This window comes from Paracoccus sp. KKT209 (assembly GCF_055635455.1).
Map to the genome: position 1 here is coordinate 455,103 of NZ_CM145758.1, position 22,312 is coordinate 477,414.

The 22,312-nt window shown below is 67.1% G+C and carries 24 protein-coding genes and 1 tRNA gene; 11 read left to right on the forward strand and 14 right to left on the reverse strand.

Translation table 11 applies throughout. The features are described 5' to 3' along the window. The first annotated feature begins 11 nt into the window (after nt 1–11). Together ACZ2G3_RS02265 and ACZ2G3_RS02270 are read left to right on the forward strand one after the other, a co-directional pair. Complete coding sequence (locus ACZ2G3_RS02265; protein ID WP_470397385.1) at nt 12–170, forward strand: hypothetical protein; 159 nt, start codon at nt 12–14, stop codon at nt 168–170. A gap of 40 nt (nt 171–210) precedes the next feature. Then, entirely contained in the window at nt 211–1,317 is a 1,107-nt protein-coding gene (locus ACZ2G3_RS02270; protein WP_470397387.1) for a THUMP domain-containing class I SAM-dependent RNA methyltransferase, read from the forward strand. Here the strand turns inward: ACZ2G3_RS02270 and ACZ2G3_RS02275 are convergent. The 7 genes from ACZ2G3_RS02275 to ACZ2G3_RS02305 all read right to left on the reverse strand — a co-directional run bounded on the left by ACZ2G3_RS02275 (nt 1,314) and on the right by ACZ2G3_RS02305 (nt 6,556). After that, nucleotides 1,314–2,384: a 2'-deoxycytidine 5'-triphosphate deaminase gene (locus ACZ2G3_RS02275; protein WP_470397389.1), complete on the reverse strand. Its 1,071-nt coding sequence runs from the start codon at nt 2,382–2,384 to the stop codon at nt 1,314–1,316. The two genes, ACZ2G3_RS02270 and ACZ2G3_RS02275, sit on opposite strands and share 4 nt — an antisense overlap. Nucleotides 2,385–2,455: 71 nt before the next feature. Next, nucleotides 2,456–2,533 (reverse strand) — tRNA-Pro (locus ACZ2G3_RS02280). Nucleotides 2,534–2,612: 79 nt separating this feature from the next. Further along, nucleotides 2,613–3,182, reverse strand: coding sequence for a MerR family transcriptional regulator (locus ACZ2G3_RS02285; RefSeq protein WP_470397391.1), 570 nt, complete (start codon nt 3,180–3,182; stop codon nt 2,613–2,615). Nucleotides 3,183–3,197: 15 nt separating this feature from the next. Further along, a complete protein-coding gene (ihfA, locus tag ACZ2G3_RS02290; protein WP_111299768.1) occupies nt 3,198–3,500 on the reverse strand; it encodes an integration host factor subunit alpha in 303 nt (100 codons plus the stop codon). Nucleotides 3,501–3,608: 108 nt separating this feature from the next. Then, entirely contained in the window at nt 3,609–4,694 is a 1,086-nt protein-coding gene (dctP, locus tag ACZ2G3_RS02295; RefSeq protein WP_470397393.1) for a TRAP transporter substrate-binding protein DctP, read from the reverse strand. Nucleotides 4,695–4,731: 37 nt separating this feature from the next. Next, nucleotides 4,732–6,054, reverse strand: coding sequence for a TRAP transporter large permease (locus ACZ2G3_RS02300; protein WP_419270116.1), 1,323 nt, complete (start codon nt 6,052–6,054; stop codon nt 4,732–4,734). After that, nucleotides 6,044–6,556 carry a TRAP transporter small permease subunit gene (locus tag ACZ2G3_RS02305; protein ID WP_470397395.1) on the reverse strand — a complete coding sequence of 171 codons (513 nt, stop codon included), beginning with the start codon at nt 6,554–6,556 and terminating at the stop codon, nt 6,044–6,046. Before ACZ2G3_RS02305 ends, ACZ2G3_RS02300 begins: the two co-directional genes overlap by 11 nt. A 148-nt stretch (nt 6,557–6,704) precedes the next feature. Between ACZ2G3_RS02305 and ACZ2G3_RS02310 the strand changes: the two genes are divergently transcribed. Continuing rightward, nucleotides 6,705–6,983 carry a DksA/TraR family C4-type zinc finger protein gene (locus ACZ2G3_RS02310; protein WP_111299765.1) on the forward strand — a complete coding sequence of 93 codons (279 nt, stop codon included), beginning with the start codon at nt 6,705–6,707 and terminating at the stop codon, nt 6,981–6,983. Between the two features lie 24 nt (nt 6,984–7,007). Here the strand turns inward: ACZ2G3_RS02310 and ACZ2G3_RS02315 are convergent, their stop codons facing one another. The 4 genes from ACZ2G3_RS02315 to ACZ2G3_RS02330 form a co-directional block, all read right to left on the reverse strand. Next, the gene (locus tag ACZ2G3_RS02315) at nt 7,008–7,982 is read right to left on the reverse strand and encodes a beta-ketoacyl-ACP synthase III (RefSeq protein WP_470397398.1); all 975 of its coding nucleotides are present in this window, start codon (nt 7,980–7,982) and stop codon (nt 7,008–7,010) included. After that, nucleotides 7,979–9,088, reverse strand: coding sequence for a phosphate acyltransferase PlsX (gene plsX, locus ACZ2G3_RS02320; RefSeq protein ID WP_419270122.1), 1,110 nt, complete (start codon nt 9,086–9,088; stop codon nt 7,979–7,981). The genes ACZ2G3_RS02315 and plsX overlap by 4 nt, the downstream gene beginning before the upstream one ends. A 22-nt stretch (nt 9,089–9,110) precedes the next feature. Further along, nucleotides 9,111–9,317, reverse strand: a complete 207-nt coding sequence (rpmF, locus tag ACZ2G3_RS02325) for a 50S ribosomal protein L32 (protein WP_090742511.1) — start codon at nt 9,315–9,317, stop codon at nt 9,111–9,113. 255 nt (nt 9,318–9,572) lie between these two features. Beyond that, nucleotides 9,573–10,103: a YceD family protein gene (locus ACZ2G3_RS02330; protein WP_470397401.1), complete on the reverse strand. Its 531-nt coding sequence runs from the start codon at nt 10,101–10,103 to the stop codon at nt 9,573–9,575. Nucleotides 10,104–10,212: 109 nt separating this feature from the next. Between ACZ2G3_RS02330 and ACZ2G3_RS02335 the strand changes: the two genes are divergently transcribed. The 3 genes from ACZ2G3_RS02335 to ACZ2G3_RS02345 all read left to right on the forward strand — a co-directional run bounded on the left by ACZ2G3_RS02335 (nt 10,213) and on the right by ACZ2G3_RS02345 (nt 12,235). Next, nucleotides 10,213–10,662, forward strand: a complete 450-nt coding sequence (locus ACZ2G3_RS02335) for an outer membrane protein assembly factor BamE (protein WP_470397403.1) — start codon at nt 10,213–10,215, stop codon at nt 10,660–10,662. A gap of 99 nt (nt 10,663–10,761) precedes the next feature. Continuing rightward, complete coding sequence (locus ACZ2G3_RS02340; RefSeq protein ID WP_470397405.1) at nt 10,762–11,493, forward strand: SseB family protein; 732 nt, start codon at nt 10,762–10,764, stop codon at nt 11,491–11,493. Between the two features lie 49 nt (nt 11,494–11,542). Further along, nucleotides 11,543–12,235 carry a CDP-alcohol phosphatidyltransferase family protein gene (locus ACZ2G3_RS02345; protein WP_470397406.1) on the forward strand — a complete coding sequence of 231 codons (693 nt, stop codon included), beginning with the start codon at nt 11,543–11,545 and terminating at the stop codon, nt 12,233–12,235. Between the two features lie 4 nt (nt 12,236–12,239). Here the strand turns inward: ACZ2G3_RS02345 and fucP are convergent, their stop codons facing one another. From fucP to ACZ2G3_RS02360, 3 genes are all read right to left on the reverse strand, one after another. Continuing rightward, entirely contained in the window at nt 12,240–13,517 is a 1,278-nt protein-coding gene (gene fucP, locus ACZ2G3_RS02350) for an L-fucose:H+ symporter permease (RefSeq protein WP_470397408.1), read from the reverse strand. 133 nt (nt 13,518–13,650) lie between these two features. Then, entirely contained in the window at nt 13,651–15,195 is a 1,545-nt protein-coding gene (locus ACZ2G3_RS02355) for an alanine/glycine:cation symporter family protein (protein ID WP_419270134.1), read from the reverse strand. Nucleotides 15,196–15,230: 35 nt separating this feature from the next. Continuing rightward, the gene (locus ACZ2G3_RS02360) at nt 15,231–15,665 is read right to left on the reverse strand and encodes a universal stress protein (RefSeq protein WP_470397410.1); all 435 of its coding nucleotides are present in this window, start codon (nt 15,663–15,665) and stop codon (nt 15,231–15,233) included. Nucleotides 15,666–16,057: 392 nt separating this feature from the next. Between ACZ2G3_RS02360 and ACZ2G3_RS02365 the strand changes: the two genes are divergently transcribed. From ACZ2G3_RS02365 to mrdA, 5 genes are all read left to right on the forward strand, one after another. Continuing rightward, nucleotides 16,058–17,620, forward strand: a complete 1,563-nt coding sequence (locus tag ACZ2G3_RS02365) for a 2-isopropylmalate synthase (RefSeq protein ID WP_470397412.1) — start codon at nt 16,058–16,060, stop codon at nt 17,618–17,620. A gap of 212 nt (nt 17,621–17,832) precedes the next feature. Beyond that, entirely contained in the window at nt 17,833–18,867 is a 1,035-nt protein-coding gene (locus ACZ2G3_RS02370; RefSeq protein ID WP_111299754.1) for a rod shape-determining protein, read from the forward strand. Between the two features lie 25 nt (nt 18,868–18,892). Next, nucleotides 18,893–19,831, forward strand: a complete 939-nt coding sequence (gene mreC / locus ACZ2G3_RS02375) for a rod shape-determining protein MreC (protein WP_470397414.1) — start codon at nt 18,893–18,895, stop codon at nt 19,829–19,831. Then, complete coding sequence (locus ACZ2G3_RS02380; RefSeq protein ID WP_470397416.1) at nt 19,828–20,349, forward strand: rod shape-determining protein MreD; 522 nt, start codon at nt 19,828–19,830, stop codon at nt 20,347–20,349. Before mreC ends, ACZ2G3_RS02380 begins: the two co-directional genes overlap by 4 nt. Nucleotides 20,350–20,365: 16 nt before the next feature. After that, a complete protein-coding gene (gene mrdA / locus ACZ2G3_RS02385) occupies nt 20,366–22,312 on the forward strand; it encodes a penicillin-binding protein 2 (RefSeq protein ID WP_470397418.1) in 1,947 nt (648 codons plus the stop codon).

Below are 22,312 nucleotides of genomic sequence, written 5' to 3' on the forward strand. Positions count from 1 at the left end.
AAGGTGCGCCGATGAACCTGAACCAGCCGCTCAATATGTGCGCCCGCTTCGCGATGACCTGGGGCAGCAAGCCCATGGCGGGCAGGACGCGACGGGGGCAGGGCAGGAGCCGACAGACGCGGGACCTGGCCCGGCGGATGCGCATGTTGGCGCGCCTGATCCGCCGCTGAGCCTCTCGCCTTTTCGCGCGGCGCGCGCTAGGGCTGCACGATGGACATTCCCGATTTCGACATTTTCCTGGTCGCCACGCCCGGCCTTGAAGAGCCCCTCGCGGCCGAGGCTGCGGCCTTGGACTGGCGGCCGGTGATCCAGCCCGGCGGCGTCACCATCCGCGGCGGCTGGAGCGATGTGTGGCGCGCCAACCTGTGGCTGCGCGGTGCGACGCGCGTGCTGGCCCGCGTCGGCGGCTTTCGTGCAATGCACCTTGCGCAGTTGGACAAGCGCGCCCGCAAGTTTCCCTGGGGCGACCTGCTGCGCCCCGACCTGCCGGTCAAGGTCGAGACGGTCTGCAAGGCTTCCCGCATCTATCACGCCGGCGCCGCCACGCAGCGGATCGAGCGGGCCATCACCGAGGAACTGGGCGCCCCGCTGGCCGCCGATGCGCCGATGACGGTGAAGGCCCGGATCGAGGACGATCTGGTGACCTTCAGCCTGGATACGACCGGCGAATCGCTGCACAAGCGCGGCCACAAGGAGGCCGTCGCCAAGGCCCCCATGCGCGAGACGATGGCCGCGATGTTCCTGGCCGAGATGGGCTTCGACGGCAGCCAGCCGGTGCTGGACCCGATGTGCGGCTCGGGCACCTTCGTTCTGGAGGCGGCCGAGATCGCCCTGGGCCTGGCGCCGGGCCGCAGCCGCGCCTTTGCCTTTCAGCAGCTTGCCAATTTCGATGCCGCGGCCTGGGCGCGGATGAAGGCCGACGCCGCGCCCCGCCCGGCGCCCGCGCAATTCTTCGGCAGCGACCGCGATCCCGGCGCCGTCCGGATGAGCCAGGCGAACGCGGAACGCGCCGGCGTGACAGGGATCACGCAGTTCCAGACCTGCCAGATCACCGATCTTCAGCGTCCCGACTGCGCCCCCGGCATCGTCATCGTGAACCCGCCCTATGGCGCGCGGATCGGCAACAAGGGGCCCCTGTTCGGCCTGCATGCGCAGATGGGCGAGGTGTTCCGCAGCCGCTTCCCCGGCTGGCGCGTCGGTATCGTCACCAGCGAGGCGGGGCTTGCAAAGGCGACCGGGCTGCCGTGGCAGGCCCCGGGACCGATCGTGGCGCATGGCGGGCTGAAGGTCCGCCTGTGGCAGACCGGGCCGCTTTAGCGGAACTGCTTGGCCAGCTTCAGGCCCTGGCCCTGGTAGTTGGACTTGATCCCCTCGCCATAGAGGCGCTCGGGGCGGGCGGCCATGCGTTCATAGACCAGCCGGCCCACGACCTGTCCATGTTCCAGCACAAAGGGCGCCTCGTGGCAGCGGACCTCCAGCACGCCCCGCGCGCCTGCGCCCGTGGCGCCGATGCCAAAGCCTGGATCGAAGAAGCCGGCGTAATGCACCCGGAATTCCCCGACCATTGCCAGGAAGGGCGCCATCTCGGCCGCGTAATCGGCGGGGATGGCCACCGATTCGCGGCTGACCAGGATGTAGAAGGCGCCGGGGTCCAGGATCAGGCGGCCCTCGGTCGTGCGCAACTCGTCCCAGAACTCGGCGGCGGGGTATTCGCCGATGCGGTCCAGGTCGATCACCCCGCTGTGCGGGCGGGCGCGATAGCCGACAAGGTCGCCGGTCGCCGGACGCAGGTCGACCGAAAAGCCCAGGCCATGGTCGATCAGCGCCTGCCCGTCGCCGACCAGCGGCTCGCGCGCGTGCAGGTCAGTCAATTGCGCATCGGTCAGAACTGCCTGACCACGCCGCAGACGCAGCTGGTTCAGGCGCATGCCCGGACGCACCAGGACCGAAAAGCTGCGCGGGCAGATCTCGGCATAGAGGGGGCCGTCATAGCCTTCGGGCAGGCGGTCGAACTCGGTCCCGTCATCGGTGACCAGGCGCGTCAGCAGGTCCAGCCGCCCGGTCGAGGATTTGGCATTGGCAACCGCGGACAGGCCCGGTGGCAGGCTGATGCGCTCCTGCAGCGGCACCAGGTAGACGCAACCGCGCTCCAAGACGGCGCCATCCGACAGGTCCATCTGGTGCATGCAGAAATCATCCAGCCTGTCCGCGATGCGGCGCCCACGTCCGGCCAGAAAGCTGGCGCGCAGCCGATAGGCCCGGGTGCCAAGCCGCAGGTCCAGCGAGGCAGGCTGGATCTGTTCGGGAATGATGGGGCTGTCGGCGGCGATCACGCCGGTGCGGATCAGCTCGCGGATCTCGCTGTCAGGCAGGACACCGTTCATCTTGGTCTCCATGACCCGAGGAGCAGAAAAGGGAAACGCCCACCCCTGAAAAGGGATGGGCGTTTTCGGAATGGTCGGGCCGGAGAGATTCGAACTCTCGGCCTTCCGCCCCCCAGACGGACGCGCTAACCAGGCTGCGCCACGGCCCGACGCGCCTCGTATAGTGCGATCGGGCGGGGATGCACAAGGGCTGCCGTGCGGAAATCTTGCCCAATTTGCAGCGCCCTGTCAGGACAGCCGCAACATCGCCTGGCCAAGGCGCAGCGCGACGGGATGGGCGGCGGCCCAGCGCGGGTCGGAGGGCGTCAGCCCCTCCAGCATCCGGGCAAATTTGGTCAAGCGGGACAGCCACAGGGCTGGCGGCGGGCACAGGGCAGGGGGCTGGCCGGCCGGCAGCACGGGATCGGCAGGGATGTCGGCCAGGGACGGTTCAGGCAGGTCGGCACTGACCAGGCCCGCCGCGGGCGGGGCGATCCCGCCGTCCAGCACATCGACACCGGCTGCGACATCCGGCAGCACTGCAAGGCGCGCCAATCCACGCGCCCGCACCGCCTCGCCCCGGTCGGCCGCGATCAGCTTGCGTGCGCCGCGGATGGTCAGCCCCTCATCGCGCAGCAATTCGCAGATGCCGGCGGCCAGTGCCAGGTCGGCGGGGCGGTAATAGCGGCGGCCATCGGGGCGCTTCATCGGCCGCAGCAGGGGGAACTGGGTTTCCCAATAGCGCAGCACATGGGGGGCGACGCCGATCAGGCTTGCCACCTCGCCGATCGACCGGAATGCCTCTGCGCCCTTTTGCATCCTGTGAAGGTGACCTTACCGCTTGTTGCCGGCGGCCACGCGGTCCTTCATCAGGTGCGAGGGGCGAAAGGACAGGACGCGACGGGGGGTGATCGGCACCTCTTCCCCGGTCTTGGGGTTGCGGCCGATCCGTTCGTTCTTGTCGCGGACCGAGAAGGTGCCGAAGGACGAGATCTTGACCTGCTCGCCGCGCACCAGCGCGTCCGAGATGTGGTCCAGCACGCTTTCGACAAGCTGCGCCGATTCGTGCCGCGACAGGCCGACATCGCGGAACACCGCTTCGGCCAGATCCATCCGGGTCAGAGTCTTGTCGCCCATTGTCGGTCCTCTTGGTTGCGTGAAGGATGGTGCGCTTTGCCTGCCCTGTCAACGAGAAGGGCGGGGAAATCGTTCCCCGCCCGACACTTGCGATGGTGCTGGATGCGATTATTGGGCGCAGGCCTCGATCGCGGCCAGGTCCGGACCGTCCGGGGTCCGCCCCAGGTTGAACGGCGCCGAGGCGTCACGCCAGATGGCATAATCCTGAAGATAGCTCAGCTGGCTGGCATAGACCTTGGCCGACATCGGGTTTTCGCAGGCCACTTCCTGGATTGTCTCGTTGGCCAGCTGCTGCACGCGCTCCAAGGCTGCATCGTCCAGGCGCGTGATCTCGGTGCCGGCTTCGGTGAACTGGCCATAGGCCTCGGTCGCGCGCTTTTCGGTGAAGCTGAGGCTCCACAGCATGGTCGCGTCGGCGGCGATCTTCAGCCGCTCCTGCGTCTCCTCGTCCAGCGCGTCCCAGGCTCCCTTGTTGATCATCACTCCGAAGACTGAGGAGGACTGGTGCCAGCCGGGGGTCGACCAGTATTTCGTCACCTGCTGGAAGCCGCCCGAAAAATCGACGTTCGGGGTCGAGAACTCGGCCCCGTCGATCACACCCCGCTCCAGCGACTGATAGATCTCGCCGCCGGCCATGCTGACCTGGTTGCCGCCCAGCTTTTCCAGCAGCTTGCCCTGTTCCAGACCCGACAGGCGCAGGCGCAGCCCGGCCAGATCCTCCAGCGTGCGAATCGGCTGGCTGACGGTGCGGAAGCCCGATTCGTTGTTGGTGACGCCATAGGGCAGATAGACCATGCCGAACTGGCCATAGACCTCGTTATAGAGATCCTCTCCGCCCCATTCCTGGATCCAGTTCACGTAATCCACTGCGTTGAACAGGCTGGCCGTGGTCGCCAGGGGCGAAAAGGCGCTGTTGCGGCCCGCCCAATAGCCCGGCCAGTCGGCGCCGGCCTGGATGGTGCCCGATTCGACCGCGCCGAAGACCTCTCCGGCCGGGACCAGGCTGCCGCCCTCGTAGAATTCGATCGTCAGCTTGTCGTCGTCCACCAGCTTGTTGGCCAGATCGACCCAGTGCTTGTCGATCTCGATCAGCTCCAGGCTGGAAGGCCAGGTCGTCGTCATCGTCCAGTTCTCGGCCAGGGCAGGGCTTGCCGTGGCCAGCGCCAGCGCGGCGGTCGTCAGCAGATGTTTCATCTTTTCATCCTCCTCATGAAAAACGGGGCGGCCCCGGTCAGCCGTAGAGCGTCAGCGGCAGCCAGGTGACCAGGGCGGGGAACAGGATCATCGCGGCGCACATCAGCAGCACCATGACGATGAAGGGCAGCACGCCCATGATGATGTCGGTCGTGCTGACCTCGGGCGGGGCGATGGCCCGCATGTAGAACAGCGCATAGCCGAAGGGCGGCGACAGGAAGCTGGTCTGCAGCACAACGGCCATCAGGACGACGAACCACAGGGGGTCGATCCCCATCTCTCCGACCAGCGGCAGGAAGATCGGAAAGGACAGCAGGACGATGCCGGTCCAGTCCAGGAACATCCCCAGGATGAAGACCACCAGCAGCATCACCGCGATCAGCGTATACGGGTCGTCGGCCAGGCCCCGGATCAGGTCCTGGCTGGCCCGCAGCCCCCCGGTGATGTTGAAGACGCCGGTGAAGGCGGTGGCGCCCACCACGATGAACAGGATCATCGCGCTGGTCCGCCCGGTTTCCAGCAGTGCCGAATAGAAGGTCGCCCATTGAAAGCGGCCGCGCATGATGACGATCAGCAGCGCCAGCAGCGCGCCGATGGCGCTGGCCTCGGTCGCGGTGGCGATACCGGCCAGCAGCGAGCCCAGGATGCCCAGGATCAGGATCAGGGGCGGCACGGCCTCGATGACCAGCATCTTCCACATGGCGGCGCGGCTGATCTTGTCGGCCTCTGTCACCTTGGGGGCCCAGTCGGGGCGCATCCAGGCGATGATCACCACGTAGATCGCGTACATGACCCCCAGCAGCAGCCCCGGGATCATCGCGCCCGCGAACAGCTGGCCCACCGACAGGCCCGGTGCATAGGAGGCCATCAGGATCAGCATGATCGACGGCGGGATCAGGATGCCCAGGCAGCCCGAAGCGCCGATCAGCCCCGTGGCCAGCCGCTTGTCATAGCCGTATTGCAGCATCGGGCGCAGCGCCATCATGCCCATGACGGTGATCGAGGCGCCGATGATGCCCGTCGTCGCCGCCAGCAGGATCGAGATGAACACGACCGCCAGCCCCAGCCCGCCGGTGACGCGGCTCATCAGGTGGCGCAGCGCCTCGAACATGCGGTCGGTCACGCCACTGTCGGACAGGAAGCGCGCCATCAGCACGAAGAGCGGGATCGCGATCAGGACATAGTTGTCCAGCACGTCGCCGAAGATGCGGTTGATGACGATGCCCAGCACCATCGGCTTGCCGGCGATGAAGGCGCCGAGGACCGCCGTCCCGCCCAGCACGAAGGCCAGCGGATGGCCCATGAACAGGCCCAGCACCAGCAGGCCCGACATGATCAGCGCAATCGATTCACCCGACATCGCGCGATCCCGTATCGTCGGTCCGGTCCAGCAGCAGCTTCAGCACCTCGCCGACCCCCTGGATCAGCAGCAGGCAGGCAGCCGCGAACATCGCCATCTTCAGCGGATAGACGGGCAGCTGCACGGCGCCATAGGTCAGCTCTCCCTGCCGCCAGGAGGTCATGGCGAAGGTCCAGCTGTGCGTGGCGAAGATCCAGGCGAAAGGAAAGAAAAAGATCGCATAGCCCGCGACCTCGACCCACCGGCGCAGGCCGTGGCGCATTCGCGCCGTCAGCAGATCGACCCGCACATGGGCCTGGTGGCGCAGCGCATAGCCGCCCAGCATGATGAAATAGAAGCCGTAAAGCTGCTTGGAGACGTCAAAGGCCCATCGCGTCGGCTGTCCCAGCACATAGCGCATGAAGACGTCATAGATGATGATGCCGGCAAAAATCAGGGCGACGACCGACACGATCCGGCCGACGACCTCATTGATGCCGTCGAACAGACGGACGATCCCCAAAACTCACAGCCCTCCCCAGAGCGGCAGGCATTTTCTGCACCTGCATCATGTGCAGTCTTTCCATTGACCCTGCCCCTGTCAATGGCGGCCGCATTTGCAAAGCCGCCCGACCTGCCCCATCTAGGAGAGGTGACGTGAGGAGACTGACATGGCTGGCGGATGGGCCCGCGACGACGCGGTGAACGAACAGATCGAGATTTCGACGGCCGAGGCCGTGGCCCGCGCGCGCCTGAATGCGGCCCGGCGTGCGGCGCAGGGGGACAGCGCCACCCATTGCGCGGAATGCGACGATCCGATCCCGGAGGCGCGCCGTCAGGCGCAGCCCGGTGTCAAGCTGTGTGTGGGCTGCCAATCCGGCCATGACCGCACGCGGAGGCCGGCAGGCGGCATGAACCGGCGCGCCAGCAAGGACGCATTGCTGAAATAGCAGGGTCGGCGTCGATGGGCGCCGTCACCAGCGCAGGACGACCGAACCCCAGCTGAGCCCGCCGCCGATCGCCTCGGTGACCAGCACCTGGCCCGTCTTGAATTGGCCCCGTCCATCCGCGACCGACAGCGCCAGCGGGATCGAGGCCGCCGAGGTGTTGCCGTGATCCGCCACCGTCAGGACGACCTTGTCCAGGGGCAGGCCCATCTTCTGGGCGGTGGCGGTGATGATGCGCATGTTGGCCTGGTGGGGCACAAGCCAGTCGACGTCCGACCCGGTCAGCCCCGCCTTGTCCAGCGCGGTATGGGCGGTCTTGGCCAGCTTTTCGACGGCATGACGGAAGACCAGGTTCCCCTGCATCCGCAGCTGCCCGGCCGTGCCGGTCGAGGAGACGCCGCCGTCCACGTACAAAAGTTCGCGGTGGGTGCCGTCGCTGTTCAGGTCACAGGAGAGGATGCCGCGGTCGTCGCTGGTGCCCGCGCCCTCCTGCGCCTCCAGCACCACCGCACCGGCGCCGTCACCAAACAGCACGCAGGTGCCGCGGTCGGTCCAGTCCATGATGCGGGAAAAGGTCTCGGCGCCGATGACCAGCACGCGGTTTCCAAGGCCCGCGCGGATCATCGCGTCGGCATTGGCCAGTGCAAAGACAAAGCCCGCGCAGACGGCCTGCACGTCATAGGCAAAGCCGCGCGACATCCCCAGGCCCGACTGGACCATCGTGGCCACGGCCGGAAAGGTGAAGTCGGGGGTGGAGGTCGCCAGGATGATCCCGTCGATATCCGCAGCCGTCATGCCAGCCCGGTCCAGCGCCGCGCGGGCGGCGCGGATGGCCAGGTCGCTGGTGGTCTGGCCTTCGGCGGCAAAGTGGCGCCGCTCGATCCCGGTGCGCGACCGGATCCAGTCGTCGCTGGTGTCCAGCCGGCTTTCGAACCAGCTGTTCTCGACGACGTTTTCGGGCAGGTAATGGCCGGTGCCGCGGATGACCGAACGACGGGTCACGTGGATGCTCCTGTCTCGGCCGCACTGGCCGAAGCGGCTGCGCCCTGTGCCACGCGGGCGGCCAGTCGGTCCTGAAAGCCCGACTTGGCCAGCGTGAAGGCCAGCTTGATTGCCGCCGAGACGCCGGTGGCGTCGGCCGATCCGTGGGATTTCACGACGGTCCCGTTCAGGCCCAGAAAGATGCCGCCATTCACGCGGCGCGGGTCGATCCGCTTTTGAAGGCGCTTGAGCGAGGACATCGCCAGAACTGCTGCGAACTTGGACATGATCGAATTCGAGAAGGCGTCCTTGAGGAAGTCTCCTACAAGCTTGGCGGTCCCCTCGCCGGTCTTCAAGGCAACGTTGCCCGTGAAACCGTCGGTCACGATCACATCCACGCGCGACGAGGGCAGATCGCCCCCCTCGACGAAGCCCACATAGTCGAAATTTCCGGAATCGGCCGCGGCCTCGATCAGGTCATGCGCCTGCTTCAGCTCGCTGCGGCCCTTGTGCTCCTCGGTGCCGACATTCAGCAGGCCGACCCGCGGCTGGCTGACGCCCAGGCCGTTGCGGGCATAGGAAGCCCCCATCAGCGCATATTGCAGCAGGTCATGCGCATCGGCGCGGATATCCGCGCCCACGTCAAGCATGATGTTGAACCCCTGCGGGTTGCGCGACGGCCACAGGCAGGCAATGGCCGGGCGGTTCACGCCGGGCAGCTTGCGCAGGCGCAGCATCGACAGCGCCATCAGCGCACCGGTGTTGCCGCAGGAGACGGCGACCTGAGCCTCTCCCTGCTTGACCGATTCGATGGTGGACCACATGGAACTGCCCTCGCCCTTGCGGACGACCTGGCTGGGTTTGTCATGCATGGTCACGACGGACCCCGCATGACGGATGTCGCAGCGGCCTGCCAAGGCCTTGCGCTTGCCGATCAGGCTGCGCAGCTGGACCTCGTCGCCATGGACGATGAACTGGATCTCGGGGTTCTTCTCGGCACTTTCGGCCATGCCGGCGACCACGACCGCAGGGCCGCGATCGCCGCCCATGGCGTCAACCGATATCACCACGCTGCCCCCGGTTTCGAGGGCGCGCGGTGCCGGCGTGATCGCGGGTTCGACGGTCATGAAGAGGTGCCGCGAACCGTGATCAGGCCGCGTCGTCGTCCAGGTCGATCTCGTTCGCCTGCGCGATCACTTCGCGGTCGGCATAATGGCCGCAGGACGGGCACACGTGGTGCGGACGCTTTAGCTCGCCGCAGTTCGAGCATTCGTTCGGGTTGCCCGCGACCAGAGCATCATGCGCGCGACGCATGTTGCGCTTGGACCGGGTTACGCGATTCTGAGGGACAGCCATGTCACCACCTCGGTTTGTCAGGGTGCTGCGTCGTGACGCCTTGGCACCGGAGATTTGAATTCGTAAATGAACCGCGCAGATACGCCATGACAGCCGCGCCCGCAAGCCCTCGTGGCCGTGGGACGGGATGAATTGCGCCGCGTTCCGGCCTCATTTGCCCCGCTGTGGCTGCAATTTCCCGCTTTTTTCTGCTGTTCGGGCAGAATCGCCGACCCATTGTGGCGCCAAGGCCACGCCCATGACCGGCCGCGCCCTTCAGGATTCGCCGCCCTCGCCGCGCAGCAGCTTGTCCAAGCCCGCAAAGGGCCTGCGGGTATCGGCGGCGGGTTCCTCGGGCTGCGGTGCGGCCAGGCCCGCGCCTTCCGCGCGCGGATATTCCGGCAGGCCCAGGCTGAGCGCCTCGATCATGATCGCCGTCAGGTCGATGAAGTTGCCCAAGGGTTCGACCGTCTCGTCCGGCATCTCGATCTCCTCGGCCTCGGGTGCGCGGGCATGGGGGGTAAACTGGATGCGCACCGGCTCGTCGATGTCGCTGCGCACCGGCTTCAGAGTGACCACGCAGGGCTGGGTGACCCGCGCCGCCAGCCGGCCGGTCAGCAGCCAGCCGTCGCTGCCATGGGCGCGCATCTCTCCGCGGAAATCCAGCCGCGACAGGGCATCCACGCCCAGTTCCTGGGCGATCGCGGTGCGGGTCGGCTCGTCCGGGCGGAGGTGAAAGGGCGTCGGGCTGTTGGGATTGAGATGCGCCACGCGCAGGCGCTGCGGATGCTGTTCGGGTGCGGTCATGGGGCCTCGGGGGTCTGGGGCGGCCGGCGGATTGATATTCTTGAGCCGGGTGGCCGAGTTTGCTAGGCAGGGCGGGCCGCGTCAACCGCCCCAAGGAGGGACCACCCCCATGACCGCCATCAGAAGCCTGATGACACTGGCATTTCTGGCCGTCCTGGGGCTTGCCGCCTGCACGCCGATCTATCGCAACCACGGCTATGTCCCGCCCGAGACTGAGCTTGGGCAGGTCGTGGTGGGCCAGACGACGATGGACGACCTGCCTGGCCTGATCGGCCGTCCGACGGCGCAGGGCCTGCTGACGGGGTCGGGCTGGTACTATGTCGGCTCGCGCTGGCGGCGCATGGGCGCCGCCGCCCCCGAGGAGATCGACCGCCAAGTGGTCGCGATCTCGTTCGCCGAAGGCGGCGTCGTCAGCAATGTCGAACGGTTCGGGCTGGAGCGCGGCCGCGTCGTCACCCTGTCCCGCCGCGTGACCGACGGCAGCGTGACCGAGATCTCGCTGGTCGGGCAGCTGCTGGGCAACCTGGGCAATTTCCAGGCGGGCGACTTCATCGACTGATGCCAGGGGGCCGGTGGTCGGCGGGCCAGGGGCGATGCCGCTTGCCTGCAACGGGCGGCCGGACTAGGGCAGGGGCAGACCCCCGGAAGAGGCCGCGCCATGACCGCTTTGGATGATCTTGCCCCCATTCCCTTCCACGATGCCGAGGCGCCGCAGCGCGCCCGGATGCTGTCGCGGCTGGCGGATACGGAACTGGCGGTGGCGCTGCTGCGCGAGCCGGTCCGGGACGCGGTCGAGCTGCAGATCTTTGAACTGGAGGGCGCCCGCGTCGCCCTGGCCTGCGACAGCGAGGATCGTCTGGCGGGCTTTTTCGGCCAGCCCACCGCCTATGCCGCCATGCCGGGACGGGTGCTGGCGGGGCTGCTGAAGGCCGATGGCGCGGGGCTGCTGGTCAACCCGGGCCATCCCTCCGAGATGCTGCTGGATGCCGCCATGCTGGACTGGCTGATCGGCGCGCTGGAGGCCCGCCCGGAGGAGGCCGAGGCCCGGATGACCCTGACCGCGCCCTCGGCCGAGGTCGCGGCGGCGCTGTCGGCGCCCCTGGGCGAACGGCTGGCCGACCTGCGCGGGCTGATCGCCGGTGCGGCGCTGGTGGGGATCGCGGGCGCCCAGGGCCACCTTCTGCTGATCGCGGGCGCCCCGCCGGACCGGCAGGCTGCCATCGCCAAGGCAATGGCAGAGGCACTGGCCTTTCTTCCGCCGCAGCCCGGCGGAGTCGATATCAGCTTTGCGGAAACGGTCGCCCCCGCGGGCGCCTTGCTTTTCGACCTGACCCCGCCCGAGCCCGAGGTTCAGGCGCCCCTGCCCAAAGGTCCCCCGATCCTGCGCTGAGGTGCCAAGGCCGGTTGCACCCGCCCGCCCAACCTGCGACAAATCCGCGATGGATATTCGTCACAAAGCCCTGCTCGTCCACCTGCTCACCGCCAGCGGCGCCGTCCTGTCGATGCTGGCCATGCTGGCTGCCGTGGACGGCGAATGGGCGCTGATGTTCCTGTGGCTGGTCTTTGCCTTTGGCGTCGACGGGATCGACGGCCCGCTGGCCCGCCGCTACGAGGTCACCAAGAACTGGCCCGCCTATGACGGCGTGCTGATGGACCTGATCATCGACTATCTGACCTATGTGTTCATCCCGGCCTTTGCCCTGTTCAAGTCCGGGCTGCTGTCGGGCTGGACCGGATGGTTCGCGATCATCGTGATCGTCTTCGGCAGCGTGGTCTATTTCGCCGACACGCGGATGAAGACCCGCGACAATTCCTTTGCGGGTTTTCCGGGCTGCTGGAACATGGTCATCCTGGTCCTGTTCGCGGTGCAGCCGCATTGGACGGTCATCCTGGGAATCGTCACCGCGCTTGGCATCGCGATGTTCACCAACATCAAGTTCATCCACCCGGTCCGGACGGAACGCTGGCGCGCCATCTCGCTGCCGATGGCGGTGCTTTGGGTCGTCTTCGCCGGCCGCGCGGCCTGGGTCGATTTCCACCCGTCCAGTTGGGCGATCTGGGGGCTGGTCATCACTTCGGTCTGGCTGCTTCTGGCCGGTGCCGCCCAGCAGTTGATCCCCGAACGGCGCTGACCGCTCAGCCGCCCTGCCGGGCGGTGCGCAGGTCGAAGGCGCCATAGGCCGCCACGACCAGGAAGCACAGGCCCGGCACGATGTAGGACAGGACCGCGCCCTGCGCATCCAGAACGGCGCCCTGGACCAGCGGCATCAGTGCCCCGCCCAGGATGGCCATGACCAGTCCGGCCGCGCCGAACTTGGTGTCATCTCCCAGCCCGTGCAGCGCGATGCCATAGATGGTGGGAAACATCAGCGACAGGCAGGCGGACAAGGCCACCACTGCCCAGACCCCTGCCACGCCCGGCCCCATCGCCGCAAAGACGCACAGCCCCGTTCCGGCCAGGGCCATGACCGCCAGCAGCAGGGCGGGGCGGATCACGCCCATCACGCCCACCATGACGAAACGGGCGATCAGGAAGACGATCAGGCTGGCCTGCAGATACCAGCCGGCCTGCGCCTCGGTCCCGCCGAGGGCCGCCAGGACATACTGGATGGTGAAGGTCCAGACGCAGGTCTGCGCCGCCACGTTGAAGAACTGCGCCAGCACGCCGAAGACGTAATGGCGGTTGGACAAAAGCCGCCGCAGCGTGCCCGTGAAGTCCAGGGGCCTAGCCCTGTCTCCGGCCTGTTCGCGCGGCGTCGGCATCCGCATCATCGCGATGGCGACCCAGATCGCCAGCAGCACGAAGGCGAAGCCGACATAGGGCGTCATCACCGCCTGCAGCTCGGCCTGCTGGACGGCGCGCAGCGTCTCGGTCGTCATGGCGGCGCGGTCGGTGGCGCTGGCGGTGTTCAGCTGCGGCAGGATCAGCGTTGCGGCCAGGAAGACACCGATATTGGTGCCGACCGGGTTGAAGGCCTGGGCCAGGTTCAGGCGGCGGGTGCTGTTGGCCTCGGGTCCCATCGCCATGACGAAGGGATTGGCCGAGGTTTCCAGGATCGACAGCCCGCCCGCCAGCAGGAACAGGGCCATCAGGAAGAACCCGAAGGTCATCGCCTGCGCGGCCGGATAGAACATGAAGGCGCCCAGGATCGCGCAGCCCAGGCCGGTCAGCATCCCGGTCCGGTAGGACCAGCGCCGGTTGATGAAGGCCGCCGGCAGCGCCAGCAGGAAATAGGCCCCGTAATAGGCGAACTGCACGAAGGACGCCTGCAGCGTCGTCATCGAGAAGATGCGCGAGAAGACCTGGACCAGCGGATCGGTCATGTTGGCCGCGATGCCCCATGCGGCGAAGCAGGTCACCAGCAGGGCGAAGGGCAGGCGCATGCCCTGATGAACGAAGGGGGGCGGGGTCATGGCGGCGTCTTCCTTGGCGATCTTCAGCCCGGGCCTCGTTGCACAGAATGCAGGGAACGGAAACCGCCAAACGGCATGAAAAAGGGGCGGGCGCGGATGGCGCCCGCCCCTTGGGAGCAACGGGTGAAACGGCTTACTCGTACTTGCGGATCTGGCCGGACTTCAGCCGCGACATGTAGCTGTTCATCTCGGCCTTCACGATCGGCATCAGCAGGTAGAGCGCGATGATGTTCACGACCGCCATGGCAAAGATCGCCGCATCCGAGAAGTCGATGACCGGGCCCAAACCCGCCGAGGCGCCGATGACCACGAAGAGGCAGAAGATGACCTTGAAGATCAGTTCCTTGGTCTGGCCTTCGCCAAAGAGGAAGGTCCAGGCCTTCAGGCCGTAATAGCTCCACGAGATCATGGTCGAGAAGGCGAAGAGCACCACCGCCAGCACCAGGATGTAACGGAACCAGCCAAAGGCGCTGCTGAACGCATCCGAGGTCAGCGCGACGCCGCTGTTGCCGGTGACGGTCTGGATCTGGGTGCCGGCTTCGTTCAGCACGAACAGGCCGGTGGTGGGGTCGGCGACTAGCTGGCCCGTGATGATGATGACCAGCGCGGTCATGGTGCAGATCACGACCGTGTCGATGAACGGCTCCAGCAGCGACACGAAGCCCTCGGTCACCGGCTCCTTGGTGCGCACGGCGCTGTGGGCGATGGCGGCGGAACCCACGCCCGCCTCGTTCGAGAAGGCGGCGCGGCGGAAGCCCTGGATCAGCGCGCCGATGGCGCCGCCGACCACGCCGTCATTGGTGAAGGCGCCGGCGAAGATCTGCCTGAAGGCCTCTCCGATCATGTCGTAGTTCATGGCGATGATGATCAGCGCCGTGATGACGTAAAGCGCGGCCATGAAGGGCACGATCTTTTCCGTCACCCGGGCGATGGATTTCAGGCCGCCGACGATGACCAGAAAGACAATGACCGCCATGACCACGCCCGTGATCCAGCCCGGATAGTCGCCCACGACGTTGATGATCTGCGCATGGGCCTGGTTGGCCTGGAACATGTTGCCGCCGCCAAAGCTGCCCAGGATGCAGAAGATCGCGAACATCACCGCCAGGAACTTGCCGCCCGGCAGGCCCCGTTCGGCAAAGCCCTTGGTCATGTAGTACATCGGCCCGCCCGAGACGGTGCCGTCGGCATATTCGTTGCGGTATTTCACGCCGAGCGTGCATTCCGTGAACTTGGAGGCCATGCCCAGCAGGCCCGCCAGGATCATCCAGAAGGTCGCGCCCGGCCCGCCGATGCCGATGGCCACCGCCACGCCCGCGATGTTGCCCAGGCCCACCGTGCCCGACAGGGCCGTGGTCAGGGCCTGGAAATGGCTGACCTCGCCTGCATCGTTCGGGTCGGAATAGTCGCCCCGCACCAGCGCGATGGAATGACCAAAGGCGCGGAACTGGACGAAGCCGAAATAGAGGGTGAAGACGGTGGCCGCGATGACCAGCCAGCCCACGATCCAGGGGAAGCTGGTGCCGGGGAAGTTGGAAAAGATCAGGCTGACGAACCAGCCCGTCGAATTGGCGAACACCTGGTTCACGGTCTCGTCGATGCCCTGCGCCGCGGCGGGCGCGGCGGCCAGGCCCGTCGCCAGCGCCGCGAGTGCCGGCGCGTTCCATTGTTGTTTCATTGTTCCTGTCCCTGTTGTTCTGGAGCCGCGGCGCGTCATGGCACGATCACCACGGGAACCGGCGCCACCTGCGCCAGCGTGGCCGCGACCGACCCGAAGATGCGCGAGGCAAAGCCCGAATCGCCCATGCGACCGATGAAGATCATCGCGGCCCCCTCGTCCTTGGCGATCCGGCACAGCGTTTCGGCGATATGGCCATAGCGCAGGGTGGTGGCCACGGGGATCCCTGCCTCTTCCACGCGCTTGACCACCGGGGTCAGGATCGCCGTCTCGGCGCGCTGCAGTTCTTCGGTGCGGCGGCGGTGGCGTTCCTCGACCTCGCTCGGCGTCAGAAAGCTGTAGGGCGACCATTCCAGCACATGGGCGATCAGGATGTTGTCGCCCTGTGCCTGGGCGCGGGTGATGGCGAAGTCGAGCGCGCGTAACGACGCTTCGCTGCCGTCGAAGCCGACGACGATCTTGCGTGACATTTGTGCCCCCATCTGTTGATTATCGTTGTGGTTTGGTGCCGGAAGGATAGGCACGAGGCCCGGTCAGGACCAGCAAAAATGTGTCGCTACAATCTTGTGGCCTGTCCGGTGATGCGCCGTTGCCGCTAACGGACGCGCGGCTGCCCCGTCCTGACGCAGTCCCGAAACATGACGGTTTGGTCTTTTCAAGCAGGCGCCGGGACGGCATAGTCACGGCCATGACCCGGATGCTCCATATCGCCTCTGCCACGACCGCACCCCAGGGTGCGCGCCTGGCCGTGCATCTCCGTGGTCTGCTGCTTCTTACGCTGCGCTGAGCGGGTCTTCCGGGCCGCCGCTCAGTCAGGTCAGCGCCCGGACCCTCCCGAAGACCTCGTAAGAAAGACAGACAGATGACCGATCAGAACCGCGTCGTGATCTTCGACACCACGCTCCGCGACGGCGAACAGTCGCCCGGCGCCACCATGTCCCATGCCGAAAAACTGGAAATCGCCCAGATGCTGGACGAGATGGGCGTGGACATCATCGAGGCGGGCTTTCCCATCGCCTCGGAGGGCGATTTCGCCGCCGTCAGCGAGATCGCGCGCCAGGCGCAGCACAGCGTGATCTGCGGCCTGGCGCGCGCGCAGCTGCCTGACATCGACCGCTGCTGGGAGGCCGTGAAGCACGCCCGCCGCCCGCGCATCCACACCTTCATCGGGACCTCTCCGCTGCACCGGGCGATCCCGAACCTGGACATGGACCAGATGGCGGACCGCATCCACCAGACGGTGACGCATGCCCGCAACCTCTGCGACAACGTGCAGTGGTCGCCCATGGACGCGACGCGGACTGAACATGATTACCTGTGCCGGGTGGTGGAAATCGCCATCAAGGCGGGCGCCACGACGATCAACATCCCCGATACCGTGGGTTACACCGCGCCGCGCGAAAGCGCCGCCCTGATCGCGATGCTGCTGGAACGCGTGCCCGGCGCGGATCAGATCGTCTTTGCCACGCATTGCCACAACGACCTGGGCATGGCGACCGCCAACGCCCTGGCCGCGGTGGAGGCGGGGGCCCGCCAGATCGAATGCACCATCAACGGCCTGGGCGAACGCGCCGGCAACACCGCGCTGGAAGAGGTGGTGATGGCGATGCGGGTCAGGAACGACATCATGCCCTATCAGACGGGCATCGACACGACCAAGATCATTGGCATCTCGCGCCGCGTGGCGGCCGTGTCGGGGTTCCCGGTCCAGTTCAACAAGGCCATCGTGGGCAAGAACGCCTTTCTGCACGAAAGTGGCATCCATCAGGACGGCGTTCTGAAGAACGTCGAGACCTTCGAGATCATGCGCCCCGCCGATATCGGCCTGACCGAGAACAACATCGCCATGGGCAAGCATTCGGGCCGCGCCGCCCTGCGCGCCAAGCTGGCCGACTTGGGATACGAGGTGGGCGACAACCAGCTGAAGGACATCTTCGTGCGGTTCAAGGCCTTGGCCGACCGCAAGAAGGAGGTCTATGACGACGACATCGTGGCGCTGGTCCAGGATGCCGCCGCCAACACCGACAGCGACCACCTGCAGGTCAAGCATCTGCGCGTGATCTGCGGCAGCGACGGCCAGTCGGCGGACCTGACGATGATCGTGGACGGCGTGGAAAAGCGCGCCGAGACGACCGGCGACGGTCCGGTGGATGCCTGCTTCAACGCCGTCAAGGAAATCTTCCCCCATGCCGCGCGGCTGCAGCTGTATCAGGTGCATGCCGTGACCGAAGGCACCGATGCCCAGGCCACGGTCAGCGTCCGGATGGAGGAGGAGGGGCGCATCGTGACCGGCCAGGCGGCCGACACGGACACGATCCTGGCCTCTGTCAAGGCCTATGTGGGCGCGCTGAACCGGCTGATCCTGCGCCGCGCGATGACCGGCCGTGACAGCGATGCCAAGCAGATCAGCATGTATTCCCACTGAAATCGGGCAATAGCGGCGGGGCACATCCCGCCGCTGTTGTTCTTTGGCCGACAGCAACCTGCGATTGCTGGCGCGGAGGTGCATCTGGGCTTTCCGGGTGGGACGTCCCGCTCTATACGGAGCGATGCCTGACAGGGCGATTCAGGGCACCTGCCCTTCCGGAACATCAAAACAGGGCAGGCCGGGCCAACCGGCGAAAAAGGGACACGGGCATGGCATTCGGCGGACTGTTTTCAACCGACATCGCAATCGACCTGGGGACGGCGAACACGCTGATCTATGTCAAGGGCAAGGGCATCATCCTGAACGAGCCCTCGGTCGTGGCCTATCACGTCAAGGACGGCAAGCGTCAGGTCCTGGCCGTGGGCGAGGACGCCAAGCTGATGCTGGGCCGCACCCCGGGCAGCATCGAGGCCATCCGTCCCATGCGCGAAGGCGTCATCGCCGATTTCGACAGCGCCGAGCAGATGATCAAGCACTTCATCAAGAAGGTGTTCAAGCGCACGACCTTTTCCAAGCCCAAGATCATCGTCTGCGTCCCGCACGGCGCGACCCCGGTTGAAAAGCGTGCGATCCGCCAGTCGGTCCTGTCCGCCGGCGCGAGGAAGGCCGGCCTGATCGCCGAACCGATCGCCGCGGCCATCGGTGCAGGCATGCCCATCACCGAACCCACCGGCAGCATGGTCGTCGACATCGGCGGCGGCACGACCGAGGTGGCGGTGCTGTCCCTGGGCGACGTGGTCTATGCCCGGTCCGTCCGCATCGGCGGCGACCGCATGGACGAGGCGATCATCAACTATCTGCGCCGCAACCAGAACATGCTGATCGGCGAATCCACCGCCGAGCGCATCAAGACCAGCATCGGCACCGCCCGCATGCCGGACGACGGGCGCGGCGCCACGCTGATGGTGCGCGGCCGCGACCTGCTGAACGGCATCCCCAAGGAAATCGAGATCAGCCAGGCGATGGTCGCCGAGGCGCTGTCCGAACCCGTCCAGGCCATCTGCGAGGCGGTGATGGTCGCGCTGGAGGCGACGCCCCCCGACTTGGCCGCCGACATCGTCGATCGCGGTGTCATGCTGACCGGCGGCGGCGCGATGCTGGGCGAGCTGGACCTGGCGCTGCGCGAGCAGACGGGCCTGTCGATCAGCCTGGCCGACCAGCCGATGAGCTGCGTGGCGCTTGGCACCGGCAAGGCGCTTGAATTCGAAAAGCAGCTGCGCCACGTCATCGACTACGACAGCTGACAAAAGAACGCGCGAGGCCGCCTGAATGGCGCGCAAGGGTCCCGATTTCGCCACCCCCGTCCGGCGCGTCCTGATCGCGCTGATGGCGCTTGCGCTGCTGGCGCTGTTCCTGTTCTGGCGCATCGACAGTCCGCGCGCCGAACAGATGCGGACGGCGATGATCGACCGCATCGTGCCGCGTTTCGAATGGGCGCTGATCCCGGTCACCCGCGTCACCCAGATGGTGGCGGGCTTCCAGAGCTATGCCCGCATCTATGAACAGAACCAGGAGCTGCGCCGCGAATTGCAGCGCATGGCCGCCTGGAAAGAGGCCGCGGTGCAGCTGGAGCAGGAAAACTCCAAGCTGCTGGCCCAGAACAATGTCCGCATCGACCCGGCCCTGACCAGCGTCACCGGGGTGGTGATGGTCGACAGCGGCTCGGCCTTTCGGCAATCGGTGCTGCTGAACGTGGGCGCGCAGGACGGGATCGTCGAAGGCTGGGCCACGATGGACGGGCTGGGGCTGGTCGGGCGCATTTCGGGCGTGGGAAGCCGCACCAGCCGGGTCCTGCTGCTGACCGATCCCTCGTCCCGGCTGCCGGTGACGGTGCAGCCCACCGGGGAACGGGCGCTGCTGACCGGCGACAACACCCCCCTGCCGCTGCTGGAATTCATCGAGACCGGCGACAATGTCCGGCCTGGCGACCGGGTGGTGACCTCGGGCGATGGCGGCGTCTTCCCGCCCGGCCTGCTGGTCGGCCAGGTGGCGCAGGGCACCGATGGCCGGATGCGGCTGCGTATGGCCGCCGATTATGGCCGGCTGGAGTTCCTGCGGGTCCTGCGGTCCCATCCCGCCGAGGCGGTGGTCGAGGCCGGCGCCGTGATCAGATCCGACCTGGACGGCCCCATGGGCCCCGAGCTGCCGGCCTCCCCCGTCGAGGCGGCCTCCGCGACGGACCCGCTGGACCCCGGCACCGCGCCATGATCCAGCTGCCAAGCCGGGACTTCATCATCGGCACGATCCTGTTTCTGGGATTGGCCATGCTGCTGCTGTTCATCCGCCTGCTGCCCTTGTCGAAAGGCATCATGGGCTGGCCAGGGCCCGACCTGGGGCTGGCGCTGATCCTGGCTTGGGTGCTGCGCCGCCCCGACCAGCTGGCGGTACCGGTCATCCTGCTGGTCGTGCTGATCGAGGACGTCCTGCTGCTGCGGCCGCTTGGCCTCTGGACCGCCGTCGTGCTGATCGGGTCCGAGGCCGCACGGGCGCGCGAGCCCCGTTGGCGCGACCAGCCATTCATGGTTGAATGGCTGCGGGTCGCCATGTTGATCGGGCTGATGATGCTGGGCTATCGGATCGTCCAGGTCCTGTTCGTGGTGCCGGTCGCCGCGCTTGGGCAGGTGATCCTGCAATATCTGGCGACGGTGGCGGCCTATCCGGTCGTGGTCTTCGGCGCGCGCTGGCTGATCGGGCTGCGCCGCATCGGCCACGGCGAAGCCACATAGGGCAAGGAAGCAGCGCATGAAGAAATCGCAACGCGAGATCCTGGACAGCAGCCGCCAGATCACCCGCCGCGTGGTGCTGCTGGCAGGGGTGCAGGTGGCTGTCGTCACCACGCTGGCGCTGAAGCTGCGATCGATGCAGCTGGACCATGCCGAGGAATACCGGATGCTGGCCGACGGCAATTCGATCAAGATCCGTCTGCTGCCGCCGTCGCGCGGGCTGATCCTGGATCGCAACGGCCTGATCATCGCCGGGAACGAACAGAACTATCGCGTCACCCTGACCCGCGAGGAGGCAGGCGGCGATGTCGAGGGTGTCCTGCGCCGCCTGTCGCAGCTGATCCCCCTGAGCGAGGCGCGGATCGCAGAGCTTCTGGAGGAATTTTCCAGGCGCAGCGCGATCACGCCCATCGTGCTGGCCGACCGCCTGTCCTGGGACCAGTTCAGCGCCATCGCCGTCAACGCTCCGGCGCTGCCGGGGGTGACGCCGGAATCGGCCCTGTCGCGCGCCTATCCGCGCGCGGGGGATTTTGCGCATGTCATGGGCTATGTCGGCCCGGTCAGCGATTACGACCTGTCGCGGATCGAGGATCCGGACCCGGTGCTGCGCCTGCCCGACTTTCAGCTGGGCAAGATCGGCGTCGAGGGGCGCCTGGAGGAGGTCTTGCGCGGCAAGGCCGGCGCGCGCCGGGTTGAGGTGAACAGCACCGGCCGCGAGATGCGCCAGCTGTCCCGTCAGGAGGGCGAGCAGGGCGCCGCCGTCCAGCTGAGCCTGGACACGGCGCTGCAGAACTATGCCGCGCAGCGCATGGGCGAGGAAAGCGCGGCGGCAGTGGTGATGGACTGCCAGAGCGGAGAGCTGATCTCGATTTGCTCCTCGCCCAGCTTCGATCCGAACAAGTTCGTGCGCGGCATCTCCAGCCCGGAATACCGGGCACTGATGGATCATGACCACCGCCCCCTGGCCGACAAGACCGTGCAGGGCGTCTATCCCCCCGGTTCGACCTTCAAGATGGTCACGCTGATGGCGGGGCTGGAGGCCGGCGTGATCGATGCGGGCAGCCGGTTCTTCTGCCCCGGCTATACCGAGCTGGGCGGGCGGCGGTTCCACTGCTGGCGGCGCGGCGGGCACGGGACCGTGGACGCGGTCAAGAGCCTCGAGGAAAGCTGCGACGTCTATTATTACGAACTGGCGCAGCGCGTGGGCATCGACCGCATCGCCATCATGGCACGCAAGCTGGGGCTGGGGGTGCGCCACGACCTGCCGATGTCGGCGGTGGCCGACGGCATCGCCCCCGACCGCGACTGGAAGATGAGCCGCTATGGACAGGCCTGGCAGATCGGCGACAGCCTGAACGCCTCGATCGGGCAGGGCTATGTCCTGGCCTCGCCGCTGCAGCTGGCGGTGATGACCGCCCGCATCGCCTCGGGGCGCGAGGTCAAGCCGCAGCTGATCCGCTCGATCGACGGGGTCCGGCAAACGGTGGCGGACTATCCGCCGCTGGACATCTCGGAGGCGTCCCTGCGGGTGGCGCGGCTTGGCATGGACGCGGTGATGAACAGCGGGCGCGGCACGGCCCGCAACTCTCGCATCACGCGGGACGACTGGCGGATGGCGGGCAAGACCGGGACCAGCCAGGTGCGCAACATCACCGCCGCCGAACGGGCCCGCGGGGTGATCTCGAACGACCAGCTGCCCTGGGAAAGGCGCGACCATGCGCTGTTCGTCTGCTATGCGCCCTTCGACGCGCCCCGTTACGCGGTGTCGGTCGTGGTGGAACACGGGGGCGGCGGCTCGGCCGTGGCGGCCCCGGTGGCGCGCGACATCCTGCTGTTCGCGCTGAACAACGGCCTGCCGCCGCCGGATGCCGTGCCGCCCGAGCAGCGCGCCGCCTTGGAGGCGCGCCACGAGGCGATGCAGCTTTTCACCCCCGAGGCCGCGCGCCCCGGCCGCAGCCGCGCCTGA

Bases quoted from the DNA above. Each gene is read 5' to 3' on its own strand.
- ACZ2G3_RS02265 (WP_470397385.1), top strand. From the start codon at position 12: ATGAACCTGAACCAGCCGCTCAATATGTGCGCCCGCTTCGCGATGACC.
- ACZ2G3_RS02270 (WP_470397387.1), top strand. From the start codon at position 211: ATGGACATTCCCGATTTCGACATTTTCCTGGTCGCCACGCCCGGCCTT.
- ACZ2G3_RS02275 (WP_470397389.1), bottom strand. From the start codon at position 2,384: ATGAACGGTGTCCTGCCTGACAGCGAGATCCGCGAGCTGATCCGCACC.
- ACZ2G3_RS02285 (WP_470397391.1), bottom strand. From the start codon at position 3,182: ATGCAAAAGGGCGCAGAGGCATTCCGGTCGATCGGCGAGGTGGCAAGC.
- ihfA (WP_111299768.1), bottom strand. From the start codon at position 3,500: ATGGGCGACAAGACTCTGACCCGGATGGATCTGGCCGAAGCGGTGTTC.
- dctP (WP_470397393.1), bottom strand. From the start codon at position 4,694: ATGAAACATCTGCTGACGACCGCCGCGCTGGCGCTGGCCACGGCAAGC.
- ACZ2G3_RS02300 (WP_419270116.1), bottom strand. From the start codon at position 6,054: ATGTCGGGTGAATCGATTGCGCTGATCATGTCGGGCCTGCTGGTGCTG.
- ACZ2G3_RS02310 (WP_111299765.1), top strand. From the start codon at position 6,705: ATGGCTGGCGGATGGGCCCGCGACGACGCGGTGAACGAACAGATCGAG.
- plsX (WP_419270122.1), bottom strand. From the start codon at position 9,088: ATGACCGTCGAACCCGCGATCACGCCGGCACCGCGCGCCCTCGAAACC.
- rpmF (WP_090742511.1), bottom strand. From the start codon at position 9,317: ATGGCTGTCCCTCAGAATCGCGTAACCCGGTCCAAGCGCAACATGCGT.
- ACZ2G3_RS02330 (WP_470397401.1), bottom strand. From the start codon at position 10,103: ATGACCGCACCCGAACAGCATCCGCAGCGCCTGCGCGTGGCGCATCTC.
- ACZ2G3_RS02335 (WP_470397403.1), top strand. From the start codon at position 10,213: ATGACCGCCATCAGAAGCCTGATGACACTGGCATTTCTGGCCGTCCTG.
- ACZ2G3_RS02340 (WP_470397405.1), top strand. From the start codon at position 10,762: ATGACCGCTTTGGATGATCTTGCCCCCATTCCCTTCCACGATGCCGAG.
- ACZ2G3_RS02345 (WP_470397406.1), top strand. From the start codon at position 11,543: ATGGATATTCGTCACAAAGCCCTGCTCGTCCACCTGCTCACCGCCAGC.
- fucP (WP_470397408.1), bottom strand. From the start codon at position 13,517: ATGACCCCGCCCCCCTTCGTTCATCAGGGCATGCGCCTGCCCTTCGCC.
- ACZ2G3_RS02355 (WP_419270134.1), bottom strand. From the start codon at position 15,195: ATGAAACAACAATGGAACGCGCCGGCACTCGCGGCGCTGGCGACGGGC.
- ACZ2G3_RS02360 (WP_470397410.1), bottom strand. From the start codon at position 15,665: ATGTCACGCAAGATCGTCGTCGGCTTCGACGGCAGCGAAGCGTCGTTA.
- ACZ2G3_RS02365 (WP_470397412.1), top strand. From the start codon at position 16,058: ATGACCGATCAGAACCGCGTCGTGATCTTCGACACCACGCTCCGCGAC.
- ACZ2G3_RS02370 (WP_111299754.1), top strand. From the start codon at position 17,833: ATGGCATTCGGCGGACTGTTTTCAACCGACATCGCAATCGACCTGGGG.
- mreC (WP_470397414.1), top strand. From the start codon at position 18,893: ATGGCGCGCAAGGGTCCCGATTTCGCCACCCCCGTCCGGCGCGTCCTG.
- ACZ2G3_RS02380 (WP_470397416.1), top strand. From the start codon at position 19,828: ATGATCCAGCTGCCAAGCCGGGACTTCATCATCGGCACGATCCTGTTT.
- mrdA (WP_470397418.1), top strand. From the start codon at position 20,366: ATGAAGAAATCGCAACGCGAGATCCTGGACAGCAGCCGCCAGATCACC.